The sequence below is a fragment of the Cupriavidus sp. GW821-FHT07C08 genome (genome assembly GCF_059419025.1).
The window spans coordinates 151704-176658 of record NZ_JBWKQZ010000014.1; the positions used below are offsets into that span (position 1 = coordinate 151704).

The window sequence follows — 24955 nt, forward strand, 5'->3', positions numbered from 1 at the left end:
AAAGGGCTTCCTTTACTCAAATGGTGGTGTGGGCTTCCAGCTCGCCAACGTAGGACTGAACGAAGCGCCGCAGCAAGTCTTTGGGAATAGGCGTTTCACGCAAATCGTTCAGCATCGCCTCGGGGTCGCGGCCTTCGTTGCGCAGCATGTCGACGCGGCGCTTCACGCAGGCAGCGGAGATGCTGGGAGTGAATTCGGGGTGGAATTGGGTTGAGATCGCATGCGGTCCATAGCGCACGATCTGGTGCGGGTCATGCGACGATCTGGCCAGGACCGCGGCTCCTGGTGGCGGCGTCAATACGGTTTGCAGATGGGTCAGATGGGCCGCGAAGCGTGAGGGTAGAACTTCCGCGAGTGGGTCGGATGCGGCGGCGGGGAGCACCTCAATCTCCTGACAGCCCACTTCCAGGCCCGCGGGGTGATAGCCGACCTGCCCGCCCAGGGCGTGGGCCATCAACTGGTGTCCGTAGCACACGCCGAACAAGGGCATGCCGACGTCCATTGCTTGACGAATCCAATGCGCCGTGGCTTCGCTCCAGTCCAGCCGCTCGGTGACCATCGCCCAGGAGCCAGTAATGATCGCTGCCCGGTGGGAACCCGGCGAAGGCAGGGGCTCGCCCTCGAATACCCGGATCACTTCTAGCCCGTCAGCCTGTGGGCCAAGCGCCCGCCGGAACCAGTCTGGCAGGTCGCCTTCGCGCTCGCGGATGTCCGCAGGTGGTGTGCCCGCCTGGATGAGAAGAAGTGGGTTGGGGCGCATGAGGCAACACTGGATCGTCGACCAAGTCGCAGTCTAGGCTTGTTGGATGATTCTGAATAGTGAATTATATTGATCATCAATTCTCTAAAAAAGAAATGATGAGTGCGGCTCTGACCGCGGCGAATTGCCATAGGCCTATGCGAGCCGAGCGCGGCCACTACATGCCCCCCATTGCCGGCTGTTCGTCCTCGCCGATGCGCTTGAGAGAAGGGGAGTGTGACTTTTTCCCCTCATATGCCGTTGGTCGAAGGCTTGCCAGGTAGGGCTAACGTAGTGCGACCGCAAGCGCATTTGGAGCTCAGGCTGCCATCTCCATCTGTCGCTTGTTACGCAGCATTGGCAAAAGTGCCATTAGAGCCTGCAGCGGTGGGCTGGGATCGTCCGACCATATTAGGTGTGTCCGGTTGCCGCGAAGCCTTGAAGGCAGGGGGTGGCGCTGGACTGCCGTTCCCAATACTGCTCGCTCAAGCAGTTCGGCCGAGATAATGCCTACTCCGGTTGCCGCCGCTACGCAGGCCACGATAGCGTGATAGGACCCAAACTCCAGAATTCTTCCCGGAGATACGCCTTCCTCTGCAAGCCATTCGACAAGGCGACGCCTGTAAGAGCAGCCATGTGGAAATACAACAATGGTTTGGCCACTCAAGTCGCTCGCATTGCGGATCTTGGGGCCGCCCTTGGCCGAAATGAGCGTCAACTCTTCTTCAAAGACCGGTATGCTGGAGAAGCGCCCCTTCTCAAATGGCTCCGCAACGAACGCTGCATCAATCTCGAATCGTTCAAGCATGCGCAACAACGCGTCGGTGATGCCAGTCTGAAGCTCGATCGACATGCCGGGGTTCTGCAGATGGTAGGCGGACAGCAGCGGCGGCAACCGAGCGCCAGCAGTACTTTCCAGGGTGCCAAGTCGCAGGACGCCACCCGCCATACCGCTGCGGACCTCTTGTTCCGCAATGTCTGCCATTTTCAGTAGCCGCTCAGCATGGCCGAGGAGTATGCGACCTGACTCCGTGATCACGAGGTTGCGACCTTGGCGCCTGAACAGTGAAACCCCAAGGCGGTCCTCCAACTGCTTTATGCGTGTCGTTACATTGGACGGTACACGGTTAAGGCGGGCAGCGGCCTTAGCAACACCGCCCTCCCGTACAACGGAGCGGAAGATGTGAAGATCATCAAGGTCGACGTTTCTCATTTCGGGAAATTTACTGCGTGAACTTTCATTTTCTAGCATACAACAGGATGGCCGCGTGAGAGCCAGTTCTCACCGATTCCTCCTTGCGGCAGCCGGAAACACATGGACTTGGTACGAATATGTGATGAAAGCGGCTCCAGGAGGGCTAAGTCAAAGGACGTCAAACCGCGCTCGCCGAGATCCGTGGGAAGGAGCGGTAGCGCCGGCGCCGCGGGAAACCGCGGCGTCGTCGGCGCTTTGCCATGTCTGATAGGTGAAGTCAGGCTGCGAAGGAGAACGCCAAGGAGGGGGAAATTAAGCCTCTTGACGCCGGACGAATTTGACAAAGCCAGAAGGCGTATGCCTCCTGGCTTTGTCAGCGCAGTGCACTCAGCCTTTTTGTGGGGTTGCGTTGAGCAGCCTCTGTAAACAGGCAAGATCTTGAACTTTTGCTGTGGGGAGCCGGCGAGAAGAGCTTTCCCGGCTATGGTGCGTTCCATCTCCGCACCTTCGTCAGCATCCTAAGCCTCGCTCGCAGAGTCGGTGTCATTGACATTTGCGAGCACGGCATTCTTGGCGTTGGCAGCCAGAAGGCACTTGTGGCCAGCTATTCATCCCGAGCTACGGGCGCTGCAGGTATGGGTTCGCCGCCAGGACCGTTGACATACGAAAGCCATGGAACAGCGCCACTTTGACCGGCCCCAGGCTTGGTCCAATCACATACACCTTGCGGAAAGGCCGTCTGCATCCTTGCCCACTGTAAATCTGAAAACGTCACGCCATAGCCTGCGCGGTTCAGTGGTGCGAGCTGACACTTTGCAGCTGGGGCGTCAATGGGCGCCCCAGCACCCATCCGAGGCTCTCCAAAGTACGGATTCTCTGCGGCACACGCCTCGGTATCTGTCACACGGCTACCGTTAATCCAGCAAGAGTCGACAGCGTCGGCTGGCCTGTTCCGTGCCACCTTCTCGGTCAAAGAACCGGCTCTGTTGTCGGCCTTGACCGCCCGCAACCATGCCGCCATGATATCCAGCTCAATATTGTCGAGCGCTGGTTTGTTGAGCAGCAGAACTGCACTGGTTTTTTGTCCGGTTGAGTTTTCAAGCCTTCGCCGAAGCTTGAAAGTATTGAAGCAAGAGTGGATCTCAGTATTGGTGCAACTACGAATGTCGATGATAGGAGTACTGGCTGCATTGTTCATTAGGTTGTATTGCCCAGATCGGTAAACCCTGTCGAGGGCCTCCGTCGTTGCGAGGGCTCGCGACTCCGTCCAGTTCCAGTCAATATCACGACCCCCGATACGTTCGTTCAAGTCAACGAACTGCTCTGCTGTGATCGTTCCGGCATTGAGCGCTGCCAAACCGTATTGCACCCCGACGTTGTCGTACGGACGGTGAGCGAAGCCGTCGTCGCGCAAACCGAAGGTGTTTGCCTGGTAGTCCTGCAATGTACAGCGCGCGCCTTTGCGATTTGTGACAGGGTCATACTCCCAAGGCTCCTTCGGATTCGGTGTTGCGCTCAAAGTAGGGTTGGCATTGAAGCATGCAGGGGATGCTGGATTCATCCACCCTGTATCTAATCTGTGCGAGGAAATCCATGACCTACATGTCCCGGGCGTCAGATTAGCGTTGCTCATCACTGCGTTCTGCAGCGAAACGTTCGACCACATGCCAGGGTTGGCGTCGAAGTATCTCGCGAGCAGCGAGCAATCCTGAACCTCCGTGTTCGTAGACCAAACATCTGTAAAAGTGGCGTTTGGTATAGCGCCGTCAATGATGCCAGGATAGGCATTGACGATCAGATTCTGCTGAATTGAGCCACCAGACTCCCCGATGCCAATCGTGTACTTAATCTCACCAAGAAGCTCAGCGACCTTCTCCTTCATCATGATCGCGGTCTCAGCGGATGTGACACTGTTGGTGTTTTGCGCGAAGTGATTGAGAGTATTGGTCACCACGGCATACCCCTTGGCCAAAGCGGCGGCCGCCGTCGGCTGCAGAACAGTATCCCGCGGATTGTTATAGCCACTCGCTTTGTTGAAATCGATTGGGCCTTGGCGATGCTGAGGCAAGGCACCCCCGCGAAACGCGTAGACCAGCGCTCCGTTCCAGCTTGCTGGGGGATTCAGCGGTGATGCTGTTTGAGCCGGATCAGCGATATAGGCAATGACGTATATGCCGCGATTTGCCGTCCCAGTTTCGACTCTAACAATATAGGGAACCGTCACTCCCGTGTCCGTCGTAACCGTCGCCACATCGGTAGGGCGGTTTTTTGGATCGAACGGAAGGAAACTCACTTGCGCTGGATCCTTCGATCTGTAGACGTACGCGACCTGACTCGGTGCGTTGCACTGGGCATCAACTGACGGGCCCAACCCGAATGTATCCGTTTCGCAGATCCATGGCTGCATTTGGGAACCCGAAAAAATCGGTCCTCCAATGGGATAGTTCGTTATTGTTAGCGCTTTAACGGGTCCTCCTTTGTACTTGGCAGCCAACAGATTCGTCCCTCTTTTCAAACCAGTCAGCATGGCCTTAAATCTACCGTCCGTCCCTTTCGAGAAGGCGCTAGTGACATCGTCTCCATTTAAAGTAACTTTAACCTGAGCAGAATCTTGCCCTTGCTTAAGGACGACTTCCACAAGGACATCGTCACCAGATACCATATCCGCTCTGTTTGAGAGTGTTACGACCGACGCCACGCGTTCATCGTCTCCGCCTCCACAGGAAGCAAGAAGGGTCGCTGCCATGATTGCAAGCACCGCAGCACTTCGATGAGACTTAAAAACAGATTTCATGGTTGTCTCCTCCTAGTTTGCTCGCAGAATAGTTCGTCTCTGAACAAGACATTGTTTGCGCCCCGACAATGTCGAGTAGGAGTAACCCTGATGAATGGACCCGAAGAGCCCTCAGCCTGGTGCCCCGAGCAGATTGGAAGGAGGATTGGGACCTACTGGATGCTGCGATGCGGAAGCAAGATCGCAGTGTCTGTTAGTTGTGGATACGTTTGCGCTATACCTAGGGCGCGTTGCAGGCGGTGAGGCGTTTGCACGCCGCAGCGAGGCATCCTGCGATGAAATTCAGTCGGCCACCACCGTAGTTGTGATAGCTCGGATTGGCGCGCTTCTATGGGAGAGCAGATTTCCCATCGCCGAGAAGGTTGTGCGGGTAAGAACGTTAGCTTTCTGGCCAGCAATCGTTCACGAATGTCTTCAGGCGGTCAAGGTTAAGGACGAGCAGTCCGCCATACTGGGTGTCGACTAATTCAAGCTGATGAAGCTTTTTCAGCGCTATGTTAGTCGTTGAGCGGGACAAACCTGCCAGTTCGCCAATCTCTTCCTGAGATATGTTTAAGAGCGGCCCGGCATTCGCGTATAGGACCGGGTGAAACAAATTGCAGATTGCACCTGCAACTCGACCGGCGGGATCGGTGATCCGGGCTACTTCGAGCATCCCGATGAATTGGCCAGCTCGTTCGTTCAGATAATCAATGACGTAGCGGCTAAAATCATTACTCGTGGCGAGCAACCACATGAATGTCGCCTGTGGTACGTGGATTACGCGGGTTGTTCGAAGTGCGATGAGATCATAGCGCCTCAGTTCGCGTTTGATCACAGAGCCTTCACCAACCCAAGAGCCGCCAGGTATCGCGGTAAACATGACTGTTCTTCCGCTAGGCGTAGCTGTACTGACTTTGAGTAGACCTTCTACTACCCCTATCCAGGACGTAACGAGTTCGCCTCTACGGCCCACCATTTCACGGGGTCCGTAGGTGCGGTCATACGAGTCCGCGATAACTCGGTGCTTTGCGGCTGCTGGTAAGCGCTGCACCCAGTCAGTCACCGAAAACAGCGTTTCAAGATCCGGTTGAGCGGAATTGTTCATGCTCACTATGTTCGGTTTGGGAGCCGCATTGACTCGAGAGGGCGCCGTTGTCGGAATAGTTGTCTTGTAGAGAGTTGCTTGCGGGTACCGAACCCGAAAAGATGGCCACACAGCGGGGAATTCCCGTTGGGGTCTAAACAAGCGGAACTCTCTTAGTTCCTTCGGTTCGGCCCGGGCCGTACGGAGCGCTGCGAACTCGACATGCCGCTAAAATCCTTCTTGTCGCAAGCAGAACTACATGAGCGGTGGGTACCGAATTCTCCGTCCGTTGTCAAACGCTAGCTTGCGTTGGAGACCGAAGTACCGCAGAAGGTGTTACTCCCCAATGCCGTTTAAAAGCAGTGGAGAAGTGGCTCATATTACCGAAGCCACAAGATAGTGCTACATCAGTGACGGTGTGCTTGCCTCCTAATAGCATCTTTTTTGCCACTTCAAGGCGAATGTCCAAAATGTATCGATGAGGTGGTTTGCCTGTGTATCGCCTCAGAAGCCGAAGGAATGCGAAGAGATCGCCTTCGTAGCCAGCCGCTCGAGCAATATCGGCCAATGCTAGAGATTCATGCAAGTTCGCGTGGATATAGTCAATGGCAAGGCCGATGACTCGCTGTTCTCGCTGAACTCTTATGTCCACAGGCCTCTGTAGCGATTTCGCGTTTAGTCGATGCAGCAGGGCCAATGCCAAGGATTCGGAATAGACAAGGCCATTGGGTGTCCCGGCTTGATTGTCCTTGTATATATCTTCCATCAAACATTGAGACACTTTATCATGCATGCCATAAAGTGGCCTGTCCAATAGATTAAGGCTGTCATTAAGACGGCTCTTCAACCAAGAAAAATCGACAAACAAATTGATCGCTTCGACGTTTCCTTCTGTCCTTATCCTGTCTCCATAGTGAAATGGCAAAGAGCAAATCGTTCCGGAAGTGATCCCGAGTTCCTTCCAGCGGCCTGATATAGAGGGCGCTTCAGAGGTGCGCGCTGCCTTCTTGATGAACGAGACGATTACCGTGGAAGTTTGGAACTCACCTTCGTAGCTTGGGGCTACTAAGTGATTGATATGTAATCCATCCCACCGAGAGGGTTGGGCGAGTTGCAACCACCCATCAGGGAACTCCGTTTGCACCTCCATGCATGTCTCCCTCAATGCCGCGTTGGATCTTCCTTCTGCTGGGTCAGCATCTTCTGGGTGTGCAGCCTCCTCCCTCATTGCTAAAACGTCAAGGGGAAAGCATCAATTGTGCAGAGCGGTTCGCATCCAGGGGCTGGGACCCACGGGGTCGGTGCGACTGTCCTTCCGGCTGTCTCCCATTTTTCGAGATGCAGCCGGAAGTTTCAGACTGTTTACGTCTAGCCTAGCGAAGGGTCTCGACATCAACTGCTTGCGCCATATGTGCGTACCCGACGTCGTTGGGATGCAGTGTGCCATCGAACGTCCACGCGGTCAGCGCCTTTTGCGGGTCCGAAGGGTCCTGCATGACCTTGTCGAAATCGATGAACCCATCAATTGTCTTGTTTGCTCGAATGAATGCATTAACGTCCTGACGGACCTGCTCGCCATTGTAGGGAACGGTTGCGCCAAAGGGGACTTCGCCAGGCTGCCCGGAGGTGTAATAGTAGGTGCCTTTGAATGGCGTAATCGTGCCAAGGTACACCTTGATACCCTTAGCCTTGGCCTTGTCCACAGCGGCTTGGATGTTGTCAGTAATCTGTTTGGCATTGACCAACTGACTCGGATCCTTGAAGGTGTTCGAGTAATAGTACCCAAGGCCAATATCGTTGACGCCCAACGACATAATGACGTGAGTGACACCCGGTACAGACAATACGTCTCGATCCAGTCTGCAAAGCCCGCACTGACCAAAGACGTTTTTTACCCATCGATTTCCGCCTAAACCAGCGTTAACAACGGAAACTTCGAAGCGAGAATTTGCGATCCTTGCTAACTGGTCAGGCCAGGAATTATAGGCATCAGTAGTGCTGGATCCAGCTCCCTCTGTGATGGAATCACCCATTGCTACAACGACGTTGACTTTGCTTTCGCGGACCACAACAACTTGAGACATGTAGTGGATTGCGTTCAGTTTTGTAGCACTTGGCATTGCGGCCGATGCAGTCAAGTCGCCCGTCCCGAGGTAGGTCGTTGTTGAGGAAAACCTTCTAGCCGTTCGGACGGTCGCATTTTTCATGTAGATGCTCACAGCAAGGTCCGTAAAGGCGGCTGTTGGATATGCAATAACGTCGCTGTACATTTCGGACCCGGGAGGAATTGTCACAGATTGACTGCCGGAGAATGTCAGCGCTTTATCTGTCGAAGCATCAATGCTGCCGTTTCCAAGGTTGTGCGCAATGTGGACCTTGTCCAGGGTCAGCGGCTCTACGCCGAACAAGTTCGAAAACTTGATCTTCAGTGCGCTGCCGCCTGTGGATAGGTGAGCAACTTGTCGAATGGTTTGTTCCTTGAACTGTGGGGAGCTTGGTGCTAAGCCGGCGAAGCCGGTTTCCTCAAGAAGATCGCTTTGAGGCGCGACAAAGGCAGCAACCTCGAATGTTGGAGTCTGTGTCGGCGGCGATGCAGAGGATGGTGGAGTGTCATTGTCACCCCCACCACAGCCCGCGAGGGCTGTCGCAATGACTAGGGACAGGGCAATACAGAACTTACGCATGGTCGTCTCCTCTGTAGTTGTACGCACCTTGTACTGGAGACGGAGACTCTCTGATTTGATGTCTGGTGGCCTTGTAAGCTTCGTGTAAGCGGGTCAGGTGGAAATGGCAAACTTTGCGGGAAAACCCTAAGACAGATGGGAGGGTTGCCTTTTGCGCAGAGGCGAGAAGGGGGCAACGAGCGTAGCTTAGGCAACTATCACAACGGCAGGAAGAGGCGATTTAGTCAGTTTCCCGCTCTTCGTATGACCCGTTGTGAATCGGTGCTTAATGGCCTTGAGGTCGAAAGCGGTGATGTGGGGCTGACAAACAGCGCCAACGCGCCATGCAGCAAGAATGGTAATGATAAGTTTTGGCCTTCGCGGTAGCAGGGCGCCCCCACATTGCTGGGACCAATCCCCGCTGCGGCAAGAGCATTGGAAAAGCGCTTGGACTGGTCACGAAGTTCGAAAGTGAAATTCTTTGTGTGCCCCTCTGCTGCAATCCAGCGCAGTGGCTGACGCTCGGTACCACAGTGGCGATCGAGGCTTACTGACGAACCGTTACGACGCAGCCCATCGGCAACGATCTTTACACGCCGAGGCCGATAGCTGGTAAGCGTCCGGGCAACCTTGCGATTACCCACAAATATTTGGTCGATTGCCTCTGTTAACCAGAGAGCCATTCTGTTAACGTTGTTGCGTGTACATTCGACAACAACGAGAGATGGCGAGCGGAGGCGGCAAAGGCAATGGGGCCATGGAGTTGAAAACCAATGCGTGGCTGGATGAAGAGACTAGACGAAGTCAGTTCCGCGACGAGCGATTGGGAAAGAGATTCCGGTTGGTTCTTGAGCGTTTGTGGTCCTGTATGGGACAAAGCATTCCGATGGCCTTTCAGGACTGGTGCAACACGAAGGCAGCCTATAGGTTCTTCTCCAATCCCAAGGTCAGTGAACAGGATATTCTGAGAGGACACTTCGAAGCAACTCGAAGCCGCTTCACCGCATCGCAAGGTCATGTCCTGATATTGCAGGATACGACCGAATTCTCATACAAACGAGAGCGGCCAGAGCTGATTGGCTCGACGCACAAAGTCGCAACCCGCAAGGGCGATTCTGGCCGAAATTCGACGCATACGGTCTGTGGGATTCTGATGCATTCTAGTCTAGCGGTCACCACACAAGGGGTCCCATTGGGTCTTGCCGCTGTCAAATTCTGGACGCGGAAGAAATTCAAAGGATGCAACGCGCTCAAGCGCAAGATCAATCCGACACGCGTGCCGATCGAAGAAAAGGAGAGCTACCGGTGGCTCGAAAATCTACGGCAATCAACGGCACTGCTTGAACAACCGCAACGGTGCGTTCACGTTGGCGATCGTGAGAGCGATATTTACGAACTCTTCTGCCTTTCCGAGGAGCTTCAAACCAACTTTTTGGTTCGTACCTGCGTTGACCGGCTCGCTGGGGATGGGAGCCACACGATCGCAAACGAGATGGATGAGGTTCCGGTTAAAGGCGTACATCGGATTACAGTCCGGGACCAAACTGGCAAGGCTCATCGGGCGGTACTAGAGCTACGATATCGGCGCATAACAGTGTTGCCTCCGATTGGCAAACAACGACGTTACCCTGCTTTGCGCCTAACGGTGATCCATGCTATTGAACGGGGCGCACCGGCAGGAAGGAAGCGCATAGAGTGGAAGCTGATCACAAACTTGCCGGTGACCACCCGCGGGCAAGCTGTCGAGAAGCTGGACTGGTACGCGCTACGATGGAAAATTGAAGTGTTCCACAAGATCCTGAAGTCCGGCTGCAAGGCAGAGGACTCCATGTTGCGTACCGCCGACCGCCTGGCGAATCTGATCGCCGTATTCTGTGTTGTGAGTTGGCGTATCTTTTGGCTGACGATGTTGCATCGAGCCACCCCACGTCTACCGGCAGAAATCGGATTAACGCCGCCAGAAATGGAGCGCCTCGATCAGTTGGTCAAAGATACCGCGAAGACATCAACTGCCGAGCCTCTTACCCGGTACATCATCAAACTCGCCCAATTGGGCGGCTATCTGGCACGCGCTAACGATCCCCCACCAGGCAATACCGTGATCTGGCGAGGCTTACGAAGACTTATCGATATTCAGCTCGGGTTCGAGCTCGCCAAAAATTGTGGGTAATCGCAAGCCGGGCAACCCGATAGCTGCGACGTCTCTGACCTCGGGCTGGAGGGCCGACTCCCCTGGAAGTGCTGATGGGTGTTGTGCCTGAAATTGCGCGGCCTTCGAGACCAGAAGCCCCAAGATCTCGCGATTTCGGGGCTTCTGTTTGACTCGGTCGGGATGAGGCAACCCGCACCTGCGACCCCTTCGGTGATTGCAGGAACTGCGCGTTCAGTCGAGTGCTTGTATCGTCAGGCGTCGTTCAGTTTAGTGGCTTCGCAATCCCCGGCGACGGGTAGGTCAACCAGGTACCGAGCAAGTCTTCGGCGCCAACGCTGGGCAATGAGTAGTCACATACGCCGTGCGGGAAGATGTTTCGTAGGCGCGCCAGTTGATCGCCCCTCATTCCAGGGTAATCTTGATCCTGAATCGGCTTGAGCTGGCACTTCAGAACGTCTCCGGTCAGAGGAGCGCCTGCGGCGATGCGAGGATCCCCGTAGAACGGCATCACGGCGCCGCACCGTCCGGAGTTGTTGACGTCGGCGGGTTCCGTGATCAAGGCTCCCGAAGGATCCTGACACGTGTCATTGAGTTCCGGGGGCTTGTTGGCGGTCACTTTGGCTAGTGGGCTGGAATACTTCTTCGTGTCGTTCTTGATATTGGACACCCATTGGTCGAGCATCAGGAACGAGTCCATGCTTGTGCTGCTTCCAGCTCCCGGAGGCAACGGCATGCCATTGCTCCTCAGGATGACGTGGTTGCCCGCGCTGCCGTTCGCGCGAACCAAGCGCGCGCGCATCGCCACGGATCTCACGCTGTCATGCACATCTGATCTGAGACCAGGGTCTGTACGGCTGTCTACAATCGGGATACTGCCGAGGTTCTGACCATTCGTGATCCTTCCGTACTGGAAAAGATTCTTGAGTGCCATCGGGCTGGCCGCAGTTCGAGCGCTGGTAGGCAGTCCGTCGTTGTCGTAGCCTCCAGCTTTCTCATTCAGCACGAGGAACTGGTCCGCCGAGATCGTCCCCACTCGATATGCGTTCAGGCCGTATTGCACACCAATGTTGTCGTAGGCACGCGCGGGCTGCCCGGTCGCAGGGTCAATCCCAACCTGGTTGCGGATAGCTTGATACAAGTCGCAGCGAAGTCCTGCAGGGTTGGTTACGGGATCGTAGATCCACTCCACCGGCAGAGCCAGGCTGCAATTGTTTACATCGAGGAAGCCGTCCTGCCATGGGAAAAGAGGGATGGAGCTGCGCGTAGCTTGCAACCACATTGGTGCGAAATTGTTCGTCCATGCCCCCGCTGGGCTGTCACAGGTATTCCACGTATTGAAGCCGGCAACGGCTGTTTTCTGGGCATCGCTCCAAGCCGTTCCGGATTCGTTGACCGCCCGAGCCAGCACCGCGCAGTCTATCGCCGGTTGAACCATGGAATGGTTGTCCGGAAAACTCGCAGCTGGTGCAATGCCATCTAAAAGTCCGGGGTAGTTGTTGGCGATAAGATGGACCTGCATGGACCCGCCCGAGCCGCCAGTGCCAATCGTGTATTTCACCGGGCCGAACTTCTTGATGAATAACTCTTTCACCATGGATGTGGTTTCCGCTGACACCACGTCGTTCGCCATGACTCCGAAAATATTCAAGGTCGAGGTCACGACCGCAAAACCCTTGGAGAGCTTGCTTTTCTCTGCGAGGATGTCCGTCGGGGACGAGGATATCAAGTCTCCCTGGTGGTAACCCGATGCGGCGCTGCCCCCATACACATAGACCATTTTGCCGTTCCACCCCTTGTACTGTGCAGTCGGCGTGGGCTCTGCCTCAGTCGCGGGGTCAAAAAGTATGGCGTATTGATAGATGGCGCGGTTCACAGTGCCTGTTTCCACCCGAACTATATAGTTCACTGTCCTTCCGTCGGATGTCGTGGTCTTTGACATGTCCGCTGGCAATGTGCCCAAAGAGGGAAGTGGCTTGTAGGCCTGCCCACCTTCTGGCATGTAGATGTACGAGACCTTGGTGGGCGCGTTGCAGAACTCGTCTTGTGCTTGGCCCATCGTAGTGCCATCGGGAAGCTTGAACTTCTCGGTTTCGCAGAGCCAAGGAGTCTGCTGCGGTCCGGAGATGATCGGTCCGTTACGAGAATAGTTAAGAATCCTGAGCTGACCTTTGGGACGGTCGTCAATGGACACGCTCACTTTGTTTTCACCCAACTGCAAGTCGCTGACAAGGCCAACCAGCGACGAACCGGACGGCTTGAAGTTCTTGGTGACGTCGGTGCTTCCGCGCAGCACCTTGACCCGCTCCAAGGTAACCCCGGAAGGAAGCGCAACGGAAACTAGGGCGGTTCCGCCGCTCACCATGTCGGGGCGACTCGATAGCACGCTGAGCTGAGCGTCCGCTGGCTCTTCAGCCAGGCTGGCGTCGTCCCCGCCGCAGCCATGTAGCAACAGGGTTGTCATTAGCGCGCTCAGGACGATGGGTTTAGTAATCGGCATCTCGTCTCGCTGTAGATTATGGTTGGAAGACACCGCCGTGTGGAAGATCACCAACGATCCGACAGTGCTCTGTTGCTCAGGACAACACACCATAGGTGCCTTCATTACGGCTTGATTCGCTCCTTCACTACGGCCAGAACCATAGAGTCTCGTCGTGGTCCTGACTGTCCATGGAGGGGCATTTCGGGCTGGGGAATTGCCCTGCGGAACGATGCGTGCTGCGTGAACCGAGTCCCGGCTTCGTCCCGTCGGGAAATAGTAGTTAGCATTCGGAATGCTGACTTTCGATCCCCGGGGACTGTAAGTTCCATGTAAGCCTCGCGCGTTGCTATGGCAAAAGCGAGGGATATTCCCTACTGGCAAGCACCGCTGAGATCGACTGGCCGAGAGGAGAAATTGGGGCTACACGATGCTGCGTTCAGCGGCTCAGGTAGTGCAAGAAGAGACCCGAAGTCAGACAAACGAGCCGGGAGGAGTGCAGTCCGACTGCATCGAGTGCTAGAGCCTAAGCACCGTGCTCTCATCGCAAAGCTTGACCATCCCATCTACGACTAGAGAGTTGCTTCGCCGCGGCTACAGACGAGGCGGTCGGGCAGGATTGAAAGCTCGGAAAGCCCGCTCATTCATTAATGGGAAAATTGCGGTCACTGTGGTCGGTGCAGGGCAATGCAGTGTGGAATCGCGGACTGGAACGTCGAAGGCGAGGCGCTCACTGCCAAGTTGTGGTTGATGCACATCAGGCGCTTTTGGTAAGCAGGTCGCGTTGGGGCGTCTCTCCCGTCATAGGCCGGCCCCAATTTGGCTTGCGATGTACCTGAATTGCGCCTCTAATGGGGTCGTGGCAGGTGAATGTGGTCAGAGGGCGATATGCGCTGCGCAAGTTGCGGTCATGAAAATTCTGCGCACGCAAAGTTCTGCGAGGAATGCGGGAACAGAATTGCGCAGGTCTGCCCTCAATGCGGAAGTGAGTCGAGTTCCATCGCAAAGTTCTGCAGCGCATGTGGCCTTCCATTGCCCGAACCTGTCGCACATCCAGCTTCACCGGTCTCGCACCCCGTTGTTTCTGCGCCTGTTCTTTACACGCCACCCCATTTGGCCGAGCGCATTCTTGCCGAACGGGCAGCCATGGAAGCCAGGGGAGCCTCAGCTGGCGAACGCAAGACAATTACCGCGCTATTTGCGGATATGGCTGGCTCGACAGCATTGATCCAGGATCTCGACCCTGAGGAGGCGCGCGGCCTGATTGACCCAGTGGTGAGCCTGATGATGGAGGCCGTGCACCACTATGAGGGTTATGTCGCGAAGCTGCTTGGCGATGGCATCCTGGCGCTGTTCGGCGCCCCCATTGCGCATGAAGATCACCCCATGCGGGCCATCTATGGTGCGCTGCACATGCAAGACGCAATGCGTCGCCACGGCGACCGGGTCCGCATGGAGCAGGGTGTACCACTTCAGATTCGGGTCGGAGTCCATACTGGTGAAGTGGTGGTGCGGTCCATACGCAGGGACAATCTGCACACCGACTATGATCCGGTGGGGCACACCATTCATATCGCCTCGCGCATGGAAAGCGTCGCCATGCCCTCTTCTATCCTGGTCAGCGAATCGACGTACAAGCTAACCAAGGGATATTTCGAGTTCAAGGATCTCGGAACCACCAACGTCAAGGGAGTCCGGGAGCCGCTTGCGGTGTACGAGGTGCTCGGGCTCGGTCCATTGCGAACACGCCTGCAAGTGGCGGCGCATCGCGGCTTGGCAAAATTCGTCGGCCGCCAGGCCGAACTGAAGCGACTGCAGGACGCCGCTACCCTAGCGAAGGCAGGGCGAGGGCAAATTATTGGCGTGCTTGGCGAGGCGGGCGTTGGTAAATCGCGGCTGTTCCACGAGTTCAAAGTGTCGTCGCAACAAGGCTGCATGGTGCTCGAAACCTTCTCGGTCTCGCATGGCAAGGCGTTTCCTTACCTGCCTCTTGTCAATCTCCTGAGGAACTACTTTCAGATAACGATACAGGATGACGAGCGCCAGAGCCGCGAGAAGGTCGCCGGCAGGCTGATGATCCTGGATCGCACCTTGGCAGAGCATTTGCCCTACCTGCTTTACCTGCTTGGCTTCAGCGAACCAGGTTCGGGATTGACTACCATGGACTCGGCGATTCGGCGCCAGCGCACCTTCGAAGCCATCGCACGCCTGCTGGTGCGGGAAAGCCAGAATCAGCCACTTATGGTCTTGTTCGAAGACTTGCAATGGCTGGACAGCGAGACTGAAGCGTTCCTGAGTATCCTCATTGAATCCGTGCCGGAAGCCAGCATCCTGCTGCTGATTAATTACCGCCCGGAGTACGTGCATGATTGGGACGGCAAGCCCTATTACAGCCAAATTCTTTTGGAGCCCTTAGGGCAGCCCGAAGCGAAGGGCATGCTAACGGGACTGCTGGGGAACCATCCCTCCCTCGTTCCTCTGACATCGCTGATTTTGTCTAAGACGGAAGGCAACCCATTCTTTATGGAGGAGGTGGTCCAGACATTAGTTGAGGAAACGGTCCTGCTCGGTCAGTCCGGCAGCTACTGGATTGAGAAGGCTCCGTTGGACCTACATATTCCGACGACCGTACAGGGGGTGCTCGCTGCCCGTATCGATCGGCTTCCGGTTGCGCAGAAGGAATTGCTCCAAACGCTTGCGGTCATTGGTAAGGAGTTTCCGCTTAGCCTAATCCGGCGAGTCATGGCCCTGCCCGAAGAGGAATTGCGCGCTCTGCTGGGCAATCTCCAGCAAGGGGATTTCATTTTCGAGTGTCCAGCTTTCCCCGAGGTGGAGTATTCGTTTAAGCATGCCTTGACCCAGGAGGTTGCAGGCAATTCCTTGCTGACGGGTCAGCGCAGCATGCTCCATGAGCGGACGGCGCAGGCCATCGAGGCGCTGTATCCGGGCCGCCAGAAGGACTATTGCAGCGAGTTGGCTCACCATTACAGCAAGAGCGGCAATGTACCGAAGGCGATTGAGTACCTCCACCTGGCGGCTCAACAGGCCTTGGAGCGCTCGGCGCAACTCGAAGCCATCCGTCATCTCAGTACAGCCCTCGAGCTCCTCAAATCCACGCCTGATTCGCCCGAGCGGGCGCGCGAAGAACTCATCTTGCTGCTAACACTGGGCCCGGCCTGGATGGCGGCGCGCGGGCAGGCATCAGCTGAAGTGGAGTCGACCTACAAGCGGGCACTTGTCCTGTGCGAGCAGGGCGGGGAAACTCCGGAACTGTTCTCAGCGCAGTTGGGGTTGTGGTCCTTTTACCAAATTCATGGGCAGTATGGAACGGCACTCAACGTGGCCGAGCGCTTGCTCAAACTCGCGCAACGCTCGAAAAGGTCGGAGCATCTGGCAGAGGCGCATCGCACCGCCGCGGCAAGCATGTTGCGCCTTGGCCGGTTCGGCGAAGCGCGCACGCATATGGAGCGAGTGCTCTCGCTTCATCGTCCGGATGCGTATGTGCGTGATTTCCTGCTGGGCTACGGTCGCCTCCCAGCAATCCATGCCTTGAGCGCCCTGGGCTGGATTCTCTGGTTTCTGGGCTTTCCGGACCAATCCCGCCAACGCAACGAGGAGGCTCTGGCGCTAGCCAAGAAATGCTCTGAGCCCTTCAGCCTTGCGCTGAGCCTGCTTTTCGCGGCCGAACTGCACCAGTTCCGGCGTGAGACCCAACTGGTGCGGGAGTATGCAGATGCAGCCATCGCCCTCTCTAGCGAGCAGGGGTTCCCACTATACCTTGCGTGGGGAACGATCCTACGCGGCTGGGCTGTGGCCGTAGAGGGCAATCATGCTGAAGGCATCGCCCGGATACGGGAAGGCCTCGCGGCCTGTGAAGCTACTGGTGCGGCACTGGGACAGTCCCGGCTCTTGGGTTTGCTGGCGGAGGTCTACGGACTATCCGGGAACCCGGAAGCCGGCCTTGCCACTCTGGCTGATGCTCAAGCACTGGCTGAGTCCAGGCAAGAGCGGTACGCTGAAGCGATGCTGCTTCATCTCAAGGGCGAACTGCTTTTGCAAACAGCTGCTCATGGAGCGCTCGCCAAAGATCGAGAGGCGGAAGATTGTTTGCGGAAGGCGGTGGTGGTCGCTCATGAACAGGGGGCCAACTCGCTTGAGCTGCGCGCCTCGCTGAGCTTGGCGCGCCTATGGCAGCGACAGGGCAAGACGGACGATGCGCACCGCATGCTGGCTGGGATTCATGGCGTGTTCACGGAGGGGTTCGAGACGGCCGACTGGCAAGAGGCAAAAGCGCTGCTGGCAAACCTGACGTAAGGGAAGGGGTTTTCTAGCTTAGAGCGACGTACGCTAGCCAGCCGCCAGGCGACAACAGTCATCAGGGACAATGCGTGTCGACTCGCACCGAGAGGCTGGGGTGGGGCGCTTGACCCTAACAATGTGGCTTCCTGGTTGCCCGACCGCGAAGCGGGTCACTCCGCTATTCTCTAGTCAGAGCAAGACACCACTGGCGTGTCTGCCCACGCAGTCATGAGGGACGCCGACAACACGATTGCCGGTGAACTCGGCTCGCAGCGTGCGGAAAGCAGAGCCTCCTTAAGGAGCAACAGGCGAGAGCACTGTTCCGCGCCGCACGTCCTCAACCGATTGTCAATGGATTGGACGGCAGCCGCCTGCACGGAGGCTATCGCCTTCGTCAGTAGGCGGTCGTTAGGAAAAGCACCGGTAGAAGCCAGACCGCTCAACAATGCGACCAGCACGAGTGGGCGACATTCGTGATGCATGGTTCGGCTCCGGTTGTTTCACAGCTATAGGTCCAACACGAGCGTTCCGCCGCAGCCTCGCGACACGCAAGGCGTCATAAAGCTCTGCCGTTCGGTGTCGTCGAGGATGAAATCCTGATGGTCGATCTCGCCGGACAAGTGCCGGACCTTGCATGTCCCGCATAATCCGGAAGCGCAGGACGTTTCTACAGGCGCGCCGGCTTGCTGAAGAACTTCTGCCAGATTTTGGTCCGGCAAGACGGTCAATTTCTGCCCCGAAGCAGCTAACTCGACGATGTAGCCTTCGGCAGTGCCGGAACTTTCAGCAGGCACTTTCTGTACCGGCGCCTTGAAGTGCTCGCAGTGCACAGAATCTGCAGGCCAGTGGGCCGCCGCTTGCTTGCAGGCTTCCATGAAGCCGCCCGGCCCGCAGTAGTAGACGTGAGTGCCGACCTGAGGGGTTTGCAGCAATTGGGCGATATTCAGCCCTTTGGCGGGATCGCCACCGTCGAAATGACAGTGAACCTTACCGATCTTCGCCATGCCCTCCAGCTCGCTCTGGAACGCGGCGAAATCTGGTCCTTTGGCGCAGTAGTGCAACTCATAGTCCTTCGACTCGGCCTCGAGTTGGTGCACCATGGACTTGAGCGGGGTCACGCCGATACCGCCGGCAAGCAGGATGACTTTCGCTGCGTCCCTGGCCAGCAGGAAGTTGTTGCGCGGGACGCTCACCTTCACCCGGTTCGGAACTCGCATACTCTCGTGCATGCCGCGGGATCCGCCACGACCAGCCTCGTCGCGTAGCACCGCGACCACGTAGCGGTGACGCTCGCTCGGGCTGTTGCACAGCGAATACTGACGGACGATACCGGGGGCGATGTGTACGTCGATGTGGGCACCGGCGGTGAAGGCCGGCAGATCATGGCCTTCGGGATCGACAAACTCGAAAGAGTTGATCCCGTTGGCCTCCATGCGAACTTGCCGAAGGACTAATTCCAGATGGGTTAGCGCTTCACGCTCGTTGTTGCTTGAGTTCATGTTTGAACCTCGTGTCTCCAGGTGCACCTGCCGGGCGGTTCAGTGCCGCCCGGCCATTCAGGTTTGCTCAAGCCTTGAGGCTCTGCTCCAGTTCGTCGAACTTCGCCTTAACGAACTCAGCGCGTGCCTCTCCGCTGAGGCGGTCAGCTTCAGTCAGGATGGCGACCGCCTTGCGAGCCAGGAGGCGCCGGTTGGCTACCTCCTGCTCCATCGTCTCGGCCTGGGGCAACTCGAACACATTGCCCGAACAGTAGCTATTTGGCGCGCCGTTGACCTCGCGCAGCCATTCCGCGAATCCCTGCGCTGCGGCGGCGGCATTGGTGCCTCGTACAGCATCGCGCAACATCTTGCGGAAGGCGAACAGGCCGGCGTCGAACTTCGTCGGATTTTCCAGCGAGTGCACGGCGATTGGACGCTGGCTGATGATGGCCTCGTAGTCGCCGGGCGCGTACTGCGCATTCTTGTAGTTCTCGCGTTCGCGGTGGTTCGACGGAATCGGAGGCATGTCCTCGAGCGTGTACTTACCGAAACGCTCTGGGCGGCGCAGCGCGACCTGGCCGTCAAGAAAGTCGATGCTCTCGTAGCCAACCAGGCGCTTGTCGCCCACGCCGCGCGTGTCAATGCCCGGTCCCATCACGCGCCAGCCGATCATCTTGCTGTTCTCGTCGTCGACGGGTACCGTCCAGCGGATGATGTGGAACCGGCTGAACAGTTTCTTCTGCGAGCCGTCTTCCGACGTGTATGCGTGCAGGCTGAGATTGGGCAGCACCTGGTGCTGGATGCGCAAAAACATCTTGTCCTTGTCCACCCGACGCGCACCGGCGCAGGCCAGGCCGCGGCCGCCGTGGACCGGGATGAACTGCATGTCGGGTGCGACTTCCATCGATGCGGCGCCGACCTCGTCGAAGGTCGTGCTTTGGAACTTGCCGCCCACTACGTTCTTCGCTGCATGCAGCGCGGTCGGGTGGAAGTTGTCGGCGGCGTTGTCCTGCACCTGGAGCCAGTTGCAGTGCTGGAAGTTGCTGTAGGCCACCAGTTCGTCGGTCGGCAACACTGTGAAGTCTTGCTCCCACTCGGGGAACGGCGGCTCTTCATCCGGCGGGCCCATATAAGCGAACACCAGGCCGTTGCGCTCGATGGCCTTGTATGCGCCCTGGCGGATGGAGCAGGCGTACTTCTCAGCTTCCTTCTCCTCACCTGCGGGGAAGGGCACATGCAGGCAGGCACCGTCGACATCGAACACCATGCCGTGATAGCAGCATTTGATGCCGCGTTCCTGGATCGCGCCATATTCGAGCGACGCGCCGCGGTGACAGCAATGCGCATGCAGCACGCCCACGCGACCGCTGCCATCGCGGAATGCGACCAGTTCCTCGTTGAGGATCTTCAGGAAGCGGGGCGTATCGGTGAGCTCCATGGACATGCAGACCGGATGCCAGAAGCGGCGCATGTATTCACCCATCGGCGTTCCCGGGCCGGTCTCAGTCAGTTCCGGATCGTGGTCGGGCACACGGTTGGCGTAGTAGCCGCCATAGGGAATCAGCTTCTTGGCGACCGGGCTATTTGTTGCATTGCCTCCGGTCGTCTTGCCGGCGTCGTGCTTGTCGAAAGGGGTGGTGGTCATGGTGGGTCTCCTGAGGGGCGGACTTTCTTTGGCTACTGAGTTCTGAACTCTGTATACAGAGTTTAGGTGCGCGATTTGGGCTTGTAAGTTGGGGTATACGTGGAAAGTTGGGGCCTATGGAGTGATCAGTTCCTGGCTTTGTCGACCAGGGCAGACTTGCGAATCCACGGCATCATCTCGCGCAACTTTGCGCCAACGACCTCGATTGGATGCGCTGCCGTCAGGCGCCGGCGGGATTGCAATGTCGGACCTCCGGCCTGACTCTCGAGGATGAAGGATTTCGCGTACTCGCCCGTTTGAATTGACTCGAGCACGGCCTTCATCGCTGCGCGGGTGTCATGGGTGACGATGCGCGGACCGGTCAGGTATTCGCCAAATTCGGCATTGTTGGAGATGCCGTAGTTCATCGTGCCGATGCCGCCTTCGTAGATCAGGTCGACGATCAGCTTGAGTTCGTGCAGACACTCGAAGTAAGCCATCTCGGGGGCGTAGCCCGCTTCCACCAGCGTGTCGAAGCCAGCCTTGATCAGTTCCACCGTTCCACCGCACAACACCGCCTGTTCACCGAAGAGATCGGTCTCGGTCTCTTCCCGGAAATTGGTTTCAATCACACCGGAACGCCCGCAGCCGATTGCCGTGGCATAGGCCAGGGCGACATCCCTTGCGCGCCCAGACTTGTTTTGAGCCACGGCAATCAAGCCCGGGACGCCGCCGCCTTCCGTGTACGTCGCGCGCACTGTGTGGCCCGGCGCCTTGGGGGCAATCATGACGACATCCAGGTCCTTGCGCGGTACCACCTGCCCATAGTGGATGTTGAAGCCGTGCGCAAAGGCAAGCGTGGTGCCTTCCCGCATGGCTGGTTCGATGACTTCCCGATAGACCCTGCCAATCGTCTCGTCGGGGATGAGAAGGATGACAAGGTCAGCAGCGGCGGCCGCTTTCTCCATCGTGGTGACTTCCAGGCCCGCCGACGCGGCCTTTTGCCAGGACTCTCCCTCGCGCAGCCCCACGACCACGTTGATTCCGCTGTCCTTTAGGTTGAGGGCATGTGCATGGCCCTGGGAGCCATATCCGATCACGGCGACCTGTTGGTCGCGCAGAAGTGACATATCAGCATCTTTCTCGTAGAAAACTTTCATGGGTCTGTTCCTGTCGATGACTATACTTTCAAATCTGAACTCTGTATTCAGAGTTCAGATTGTTTATGCCAACGAGCTACAAAGTCAAGGCCAATCTGAGAAGGTATCCCTACCGATTGCATTGAGCGGGCGGCTCAACCACAATGAACTGAATACAGAGTGCAAAGGGCAGTGCCATGGCAACCACTTTTCCAAAGATTCAATCCCGTCCCGACTTCGTGGATGAGGTGTACAAGATGCTCCTCGACGCCATCAGCGATGGCACGCTGGCGCCCGGTACCCGCCTGACGCAGGAGGAAATCGCCGAGCAGATGCAGGTGTCGCGCTCCCCGGTGATCCAGGCGCTTAGGATCCTCAAGAAGGATGGCTTCGTTCAGGACGCACCTGGCCGAGGCGTGCTTGTCACGCCGCTAGACACTGTCTCGATTGGTCATCTTTATGAAATCCGCGGTTCGTTGGATGCCCTGGCTGCCCGGCTGGCCGCAAAACGCCGCTTCAAGGTCGATCCGAAGATCATTGCGAATGGCCGTCGCGCGACGCAGGGCAAGGATGTGAAAGCCATGATCGATGCGGATATGGAGTTCCATCACGCCATCTACCGCGCCGCTGGCAATCCGTTCCTGGAACAGAGCGCCCAGAATTACTGGGTACATCTGCGTCGGGCCATGGGGGCCGTTCTGCAATCCTCGGCGCAGCAGCGAAAGACGATTTGGGACGAACACGAAGCGATTGCTGAAGCCATTGCCGCAGGGGACGCGGCGCGTGCCGCGGAACTCACGGATCTGCATACCACACGTGCCAGGGAAAATCTGACCAGCCGTCTGGACGAGTACCTTGGCGACACGCGCCAGACGGCATAGCCGGGTTCGCGTCAGCGTTACCGGCTGTCTCGCCTGCCGATATTCACCAGTCGCGCGGGCACGGTGAACACCAGCAGGGCGCCAATCACGAGGCTCGCGGCCAGTACCAGCACACCATTGCCAGTCGTGCCGGTGTTCGTTTGCACCCAGCCGATAAGGTAGGGGCTGATGACCCCGGAGATGCTGCCTACGGAATTCGCCAGCGCGATACCCGCCGCCGCAGCCGCGCCACCGAGAATTGCCGGTGGCAGCGTCCAGAACTGCGAGATGGTGGTCATGATCCCCATCGTGCCGATCGTCAGAGCAAGCATTGCAACGGCTGTATTGCTGGCGTAGGCCACACTGATGCACAGGCCGAGCGCACCCACTGCGCCAGGTACGGCCAGATGCCAGCGCCGTTCGCCGCGGGTATCCGAGCTTTGGCCGACGAGAATCATGGAAGCCGTGGCAGCGGCGTAGGGGATTGCAGACAGCAGGCCAATGTCGAGGGGATCCGAGACACCGCTGGCCTTGACGATGGTTGGCAGCCAGAAGCTCACGCCATACAGGCCCATGGTGAAGAAGAAATAGATCAGGCTGAGCAGCAGGATGCGGGGATTGGTCAGTCCATCGCGTACCGAATGCAGCGCGTGTCCCTTGCTTTCCGCGGCCAGATTTGTCTCGATCATTGTCCGCTGGGACGCACTCAGCCACTTGGCATCCGCGACCTTGTCGTCAAGGTAGAAGTAGGCAATGACACCAACGATCATGGTGGGAATGCCCTCCAGCAAAAAGAGCCATTGCCAGCCAGCCATGCCGTGCGAGCCGTGCATGGCGCTCATGATCCAGCCAGACAGCGGGCCACCGATGACGCCAGACATCGGGATGCCGGTCAGGAACAGCGCCGTGACCTTGCTTCGGCGCGATGCCGGAAACCAGTAGGTGAGGTAAAGCAGGATCGCCGGGATGAAGCCCGCTTCGGCTACGCCTAGCAAGAAACGCATGATGTAGAAGCTGGTCGGGCTCTTCACAAACATCATGGCCGCGGAGATCAGACCCCAGGTCACCATGATGCGCGCGATCCAGCGCCGGGCGCCCACGCGCAGTAGGATCAGATTGCTGGGCACTTCGAACAGGAGGTAGCCGACAAAGAAGATGCCTGCCCCAAGCCCATAGATCGCGTCGCTCAGTCCAAGGTCCTGCATCATCTGCAGCTTGGCATAGCCGACATTGATGCGGTCGAGGTACGCGCACATATAGCAGAGGAACAGGAACGGCAATAGCCGCCACATGACCCTCGAATAGGTTGCCGATTCGGTGGCGACGTAAGGCGTCACCACGCTCGTTGTGGTTTGCATGGGGTGTCTCCTTGGGGCTGTATTTATCGATCTGGAGGGAGGCCGGCCCTTGGCGTTGCGCCACGTGGGTTGCGGTCTTTTGCCGAGGTCGCGTCAGCGCGACCTCGGCGTGCGCTGCTGGCGCTTAATCGAACATGTCTGGCTGAGTCACGCGCAGGTGGTCCCAAATCGGCTGGAAATGCAGCCAGCCGATGTAGTCGCTACCGACGTGCTCGCGGCTATAGCGGGCGCGCTCGGGGGTGACTAGGCGGGGCGCAATGCCCGTTGCCTCGATCATCAGTTGCTGCTTGCAGCACCGTTCCAGGGCAATGAACCAGAAGGCTGCCGCTTCAATGCTGTGGCGGCTGGCCGTGAGAAGGCCGTGATTCTGGTGGATCGCTGCCTTGACGTCCTTGAAGGCGTTGGCCACCTTGTGGCCGCCTTTTACTTCCACAGCAACCTTGCCCGCCTCGTCCCCGATGACCACGTGATCCTCATAGAAGGCGGCTGCGTCCTGCGTAATCGGGTCCAACGCTTTGCCCAGCGAGGCAAACGCCGTGCCGTACTCGGTGTGCGCGTGGCACATGGCAACAATGTCCTGGTGCATCTCGTGGACCGCGGCGTGCAGCACGAACCCGGCGCGATTGATGGCATAGTCGCCTTCCACCACACGTCCCTCGTGGTCGGCACAGATGAGGTTCGAGATATTCACCTGGGCGAAGTGAACCGCCATCGGGTTTGTCCAGTACAACTCCGGATGCTCTGGGTCGCGCACAGTCAGGTGGCCGGCGAAGCCATAGTCGAAACCTTCCAGCGCAAAAGCACGACAGGCAGCGACCAGGCGCTCCTTGCGATGCTGCCGCTCCTCAGCAGGTGTGGCGAATTTCGGTACGGATGGATAGATCAACCCCATCTGTTCCGGCTGATAAATGGAGGTGCGCTCCTTGTCATTGAAGACCTGCGGGGCGCGCTCAAGTACTGCTGCCATGTCGACTCCTCGGTAGAAATGTGTCGGGACTAGTGGGTGTTCGCAGGACGCTTGCTTTATGTCTGCGGTACGCCTTCATAGTCGTTGCGGAGGAGTTGGTTGACAAACGATGGGTGTTCATGAAAGCATGAACCGGACTCATGTA

The 24955-nt window shown here is 57.5% G+C and carries 15 protein-coding genes; 3 read left to right on the forward strand and 12 right to left on the reverse strand.

Going from position 1 to position 24955, the window contains the following annotated elements; translation table 11 throughout:
* Window positions 1-16: 16 nt before the first annotated feature.
* From AC07UK_RS19030 to AC07UK_RS19055, 6 genes are all read right to left on the reverse strand, one after another.
* On the reverse strand, window positions 17-760 hold the full coding sequence (locus AC07UK_RS19030) for a glutamine amidotransferase (protein WP_494686172.1): 744 nt from the start codon (window positions 758-760) through the stop codon (window positions 17-19).
* Window positions 761-1058: 298 nt separating this feature from the next.
* Window positions 1059-1952, reverse strand: coding sequence for a LysR family transcriptional regulator (locus AC07UK_RS19035; protein ID WP_494686173.1), 894 nt, complete (start codon window positions 1950-1952; stop codon window positions 1059-1061).
* A gap of 586 nt (window positions 1953-2538) precedes the next feature.
* Window positions 2539-4728 carry a DUF6351 family protein gene (locus AC07UK_RS19040; RefSeq protein ID WP_494686174.1) on the reverse strand — a complete coding sequence of 730 codons (2190 nt, stop codon included), beginning with the start codon at window positions 4726-4728 and terminating at the stop codon, window positions 2539-2541.
* A gap of 379 nt (window positions 4729-5107) precedes the next feature.
* Window positions 5108-5815 (reverse strand): Crp/Fnr family transcriptional regulator, encoded by a 708-nt coding sequence (locus AC07UK_RS19045; RefSeq protein ID WP_494686175.1) that lies wholly within the window; start codon window positions 5813-5815, stop codon window positions 5108-5110.
* A 271-nt stretch (window positions 5816-6086) separates the two neighbouring features.
* On the reverse strand, window positions 6087-6944 hold the full coding sequence (locus AC07UK_RS19050; RefSeq protein WP_494686176.1) for a helix-turn-helix domain-containing protein: 858 nt from the start codon (window positions 6942-6944) through the stop codon (window positions 6087-6089).
* Window positions 6945-7167: 223 nt separating this feature from the next.
* The gene (locus AC07UK_RS19055) at window positions 7168-8478 is read right to left on the reverse strand and encodes a GDSL-type esterase/lipase family protein (RefSeq protein ID WP_494686177.1); all 1311 of its coding nucleotides are present in this window, start codon (window positions 8476-8478) and stop codon (window positions 7168-7170) included.
* A gap of 736 nt (window positions 8479-9214) precedes the next feature.
* Here AC07UK_RS19055 and AC07UK_RS19060 point away from each other — a divergent pair.
* Window positions 9215-10627 (forward strand): IS4 family transposase, encoded by a 1413-nt coding sequence (locus AC07UK_RS19060; RefSeq protein WP_454742948.1) that lies wholly within the window; start codon window positions 9215-9217, stop codon window positions 10625-10627.
* Between the two features lie 244 nt (window positions 10628-10871).
* On the opposite strand, the gene AC07UK_RS19065 is transcribed toward AC07UK_RS19060, so the two are convergent.
* Complete coding sequence (locus AC07UK_RS19065) at window positions 10872-13211, reverse strand: DUF6351 family protein (RefSeq protein ID WP_494686179.1); 2340 nt, start codon at window positions 13209-13211, stop codon at window positions 10872-10874.
* A 762-nt stretch (window positions 13212-13973) separates the two neighbouring features.
* On the opposite strand from AC07UK_RS19065, the gene AC07UK_RS19070 reads away from it, so the two are divergent.
* Window positions 13974-17399 (forward strand): adenylate/guanylate cyclase domain-containing protein, encoded by a 3426-nt coding sequence (locus tag AC07UK_RS19070; RefSeq protein ID WP_494686180.1) that lies wholly within the window; start codon window positions 13974-13976, stop codon window positions 17397-17399.
* A gap of 491 nt (window positions 17400-17890) precedes the next feature.
* Here the strand turns inward: AC07UK_RS19070 and AC07UK_RS19075 are convergent, their stop codons facing one another.
* The 3 genes from AC07UK_RS19075 to ilvC all read right to left on the reverse strand — a co-directional run bounded on the left by AC07UK_RS19075 (window position 17891) and on the right by ilvC (window position 21646).
* Window positions 17891-18883: a PDR/VanB family oxidoreductase gene (locus AC07UK_RS19075; protein WP_494686181.1), complete on the reverse strand. Its 993-nt coding sequence runs from the start codon at window positions 18881-18883 to the stop codon at window positions 17891-17893.
* Window positions 18884-18950: 67 nt separating this feature from the next.
* A complete protein-coding gene (locus AC07UK_RS19080; RefSeq protein WP_494686182.1) occupies window positions 18951-20507 on the reverse strand; it encodes a Rieske 2Fe-2S domain-containing protein in 1557 nt (518 codons plus the stop codon).
* 125 nt (window positions 20508-20632) lie between these two features.
* Complete coding sequence (gene ilvC, locus AC07UK_RS19085) at window positions 20633-21646, reverse strand: ketol-acid reductoisomerase (RefSeq protein ID WP_494686183.1); 1014 nt, start codon at window positions 21644-21646, stop codon at window positions 20633-20635.
* Window positions 21647-21822: 176 nt separating this feature from the next.
* Here ilvC and AC07UK_RS19090 point away from each other — a divergent pair, with 176 nt between their 5' ends.
* Entirely contained in the window at window positions 21823-22506 is a 684-nt protein-coding gene (locus AC07UK_RS19090) for a GntR family transcriptional regulator (protein WP_494686184.1), read from the forward strand.
* Between the two features lie 17 nt (window positions 22507-22523).
* Here AC07UK_RS19090 and AC07UK_RS19095 read toward each other — a convergent pair whose 3' ends face one another.
* Both AC07UK_RS19095 and AC07UK_RS19100 read right to left on the reverse strand, forming a co-directional pair.
* Window positions 22524-23843 (reverse strand): MFS transporter, encoded by a 1320-nt coding sequence (locus AC07UK_RS19095; protein WP_494686185.1) that lies wholly within the window; start codon window positions 23841-23843, stop codon window positions 22524-22526.
* Window positions 23844-23967: 124 nt separating this feature from the next.
* Window positions 23968-24810, reverse strand: coding sequence for a class II aldolase/adducin family protein (locus tag AC07UK_RS19100; protein WP_494686186.1), 843 nt, complete (start codon window positions 24808-24810; stop codon window positions 23968-23970).
* Window positions 24811-24955: the final 145 nt, after the last annotated feature.

Coding starts and splice junctions, on each gene's coding strand:
- AC07UK_RS19030 (WP_494686172.1), bottom strand. CDS start 760: ATGCGCCCCAACCCACTTCTTCTCATCCAGGCGGGCACACCACCTGCG.
- AC07UK_RS19035 (WP_494686173.1), bottom strand. CDS start 1,952: ATGAGAAACGTCGACCTTGATGATCTTCACATCTTCCGCTCCGTTGTA.
- AC07UK_RS19040 (WP_494686174.1), bottom strand. CDS start 4,728: ATGAAATCTGTTTTTAAGTCTCATCGAAGTGCTGCGGTGCTTGCAATC.
- AC07UK_RS19045 (WP_494686175.1), bottom strand. CDS start 5,815: ATGAACAATTCCGCTCAACCGGATCTTGAAACGCTGTTTTCGGTGACT.
- AC07UK_RS19050 (WP_494686176.1), bottom strand. CDS start 6,944: ATGGAGGTGCAAACGGAGTTCCCTGATGGGTGGTTGCAACTCGCCCAA.
- AC07UK_RS19055 (WP_494686177.1), bottom strand. CDS start 8,478: ATGCGTAAGTTCTGTATTGCCCTGTCCCTAGTCATTGCGACAGCCCTC.
- AC07UK_RS19060 (WP_454742948.1), top strand. CDS start 9,215: ATGGAGTTGAAAACCAATGCGTGGCTGGATGAAGAGACTAGACGAAGT.
- AC07UK_RS19065 (WP_494686179.1), bottom strand. CDS start 13,211: ATGAAGGCACCTATGGTGTGTTGTCCTGAGCAACAGAGCACTGTCGGA.
- AC07UK_RS19070 (WP_494686180.1), top strand. CDS start 13,974: ATGCGCTGCGCAAGTTGCGGTCATGAAAATTCTGCGCACGCAAAGTTC.
- AC07UK_RS19075 (WP_494686181.1), bottom strand. CDS start 18,883: ATGAACTCAAGCAACAACGAGCGTGAAGCGCTAACCCATCTGGAATTA.
- AC07UK_RS19080 (WP_494686182.1), bottom strand. CDS start 20,507: ATGACCACCACCCCTTTCGACAAGCACGACGCCGGCAAGACGACCGGA.
- ilvC (WP_494686183.1), bottom strand. CDS start 21,646: ATGAAAGTTTTCTACGAGAAAGATGCTGATATGTCACTTCTGCGCGAC.
- AC07UK_RS19090 (WP_494686184.1), top strand. CDS start 21,823: ATGGCAACCACTTTTCCAAAGATTCAATCCCGTCCCGACTTCGTGGAT.
- AC07UK_RS19095 (WP_494686185.1), bottom strand. CDS start 23,843: ATGCAAACCACAACGAGCGTGGTGACGCCTTACGTCGCCACCGAATCG.
- AC07UK_RS19100 (WP_494686186.1), bottom strand. CDS start 24,810: ATGGCAGCAGTACTTGAGCGCGCCCCGCAGGTCTTCAATGACAAGGAG.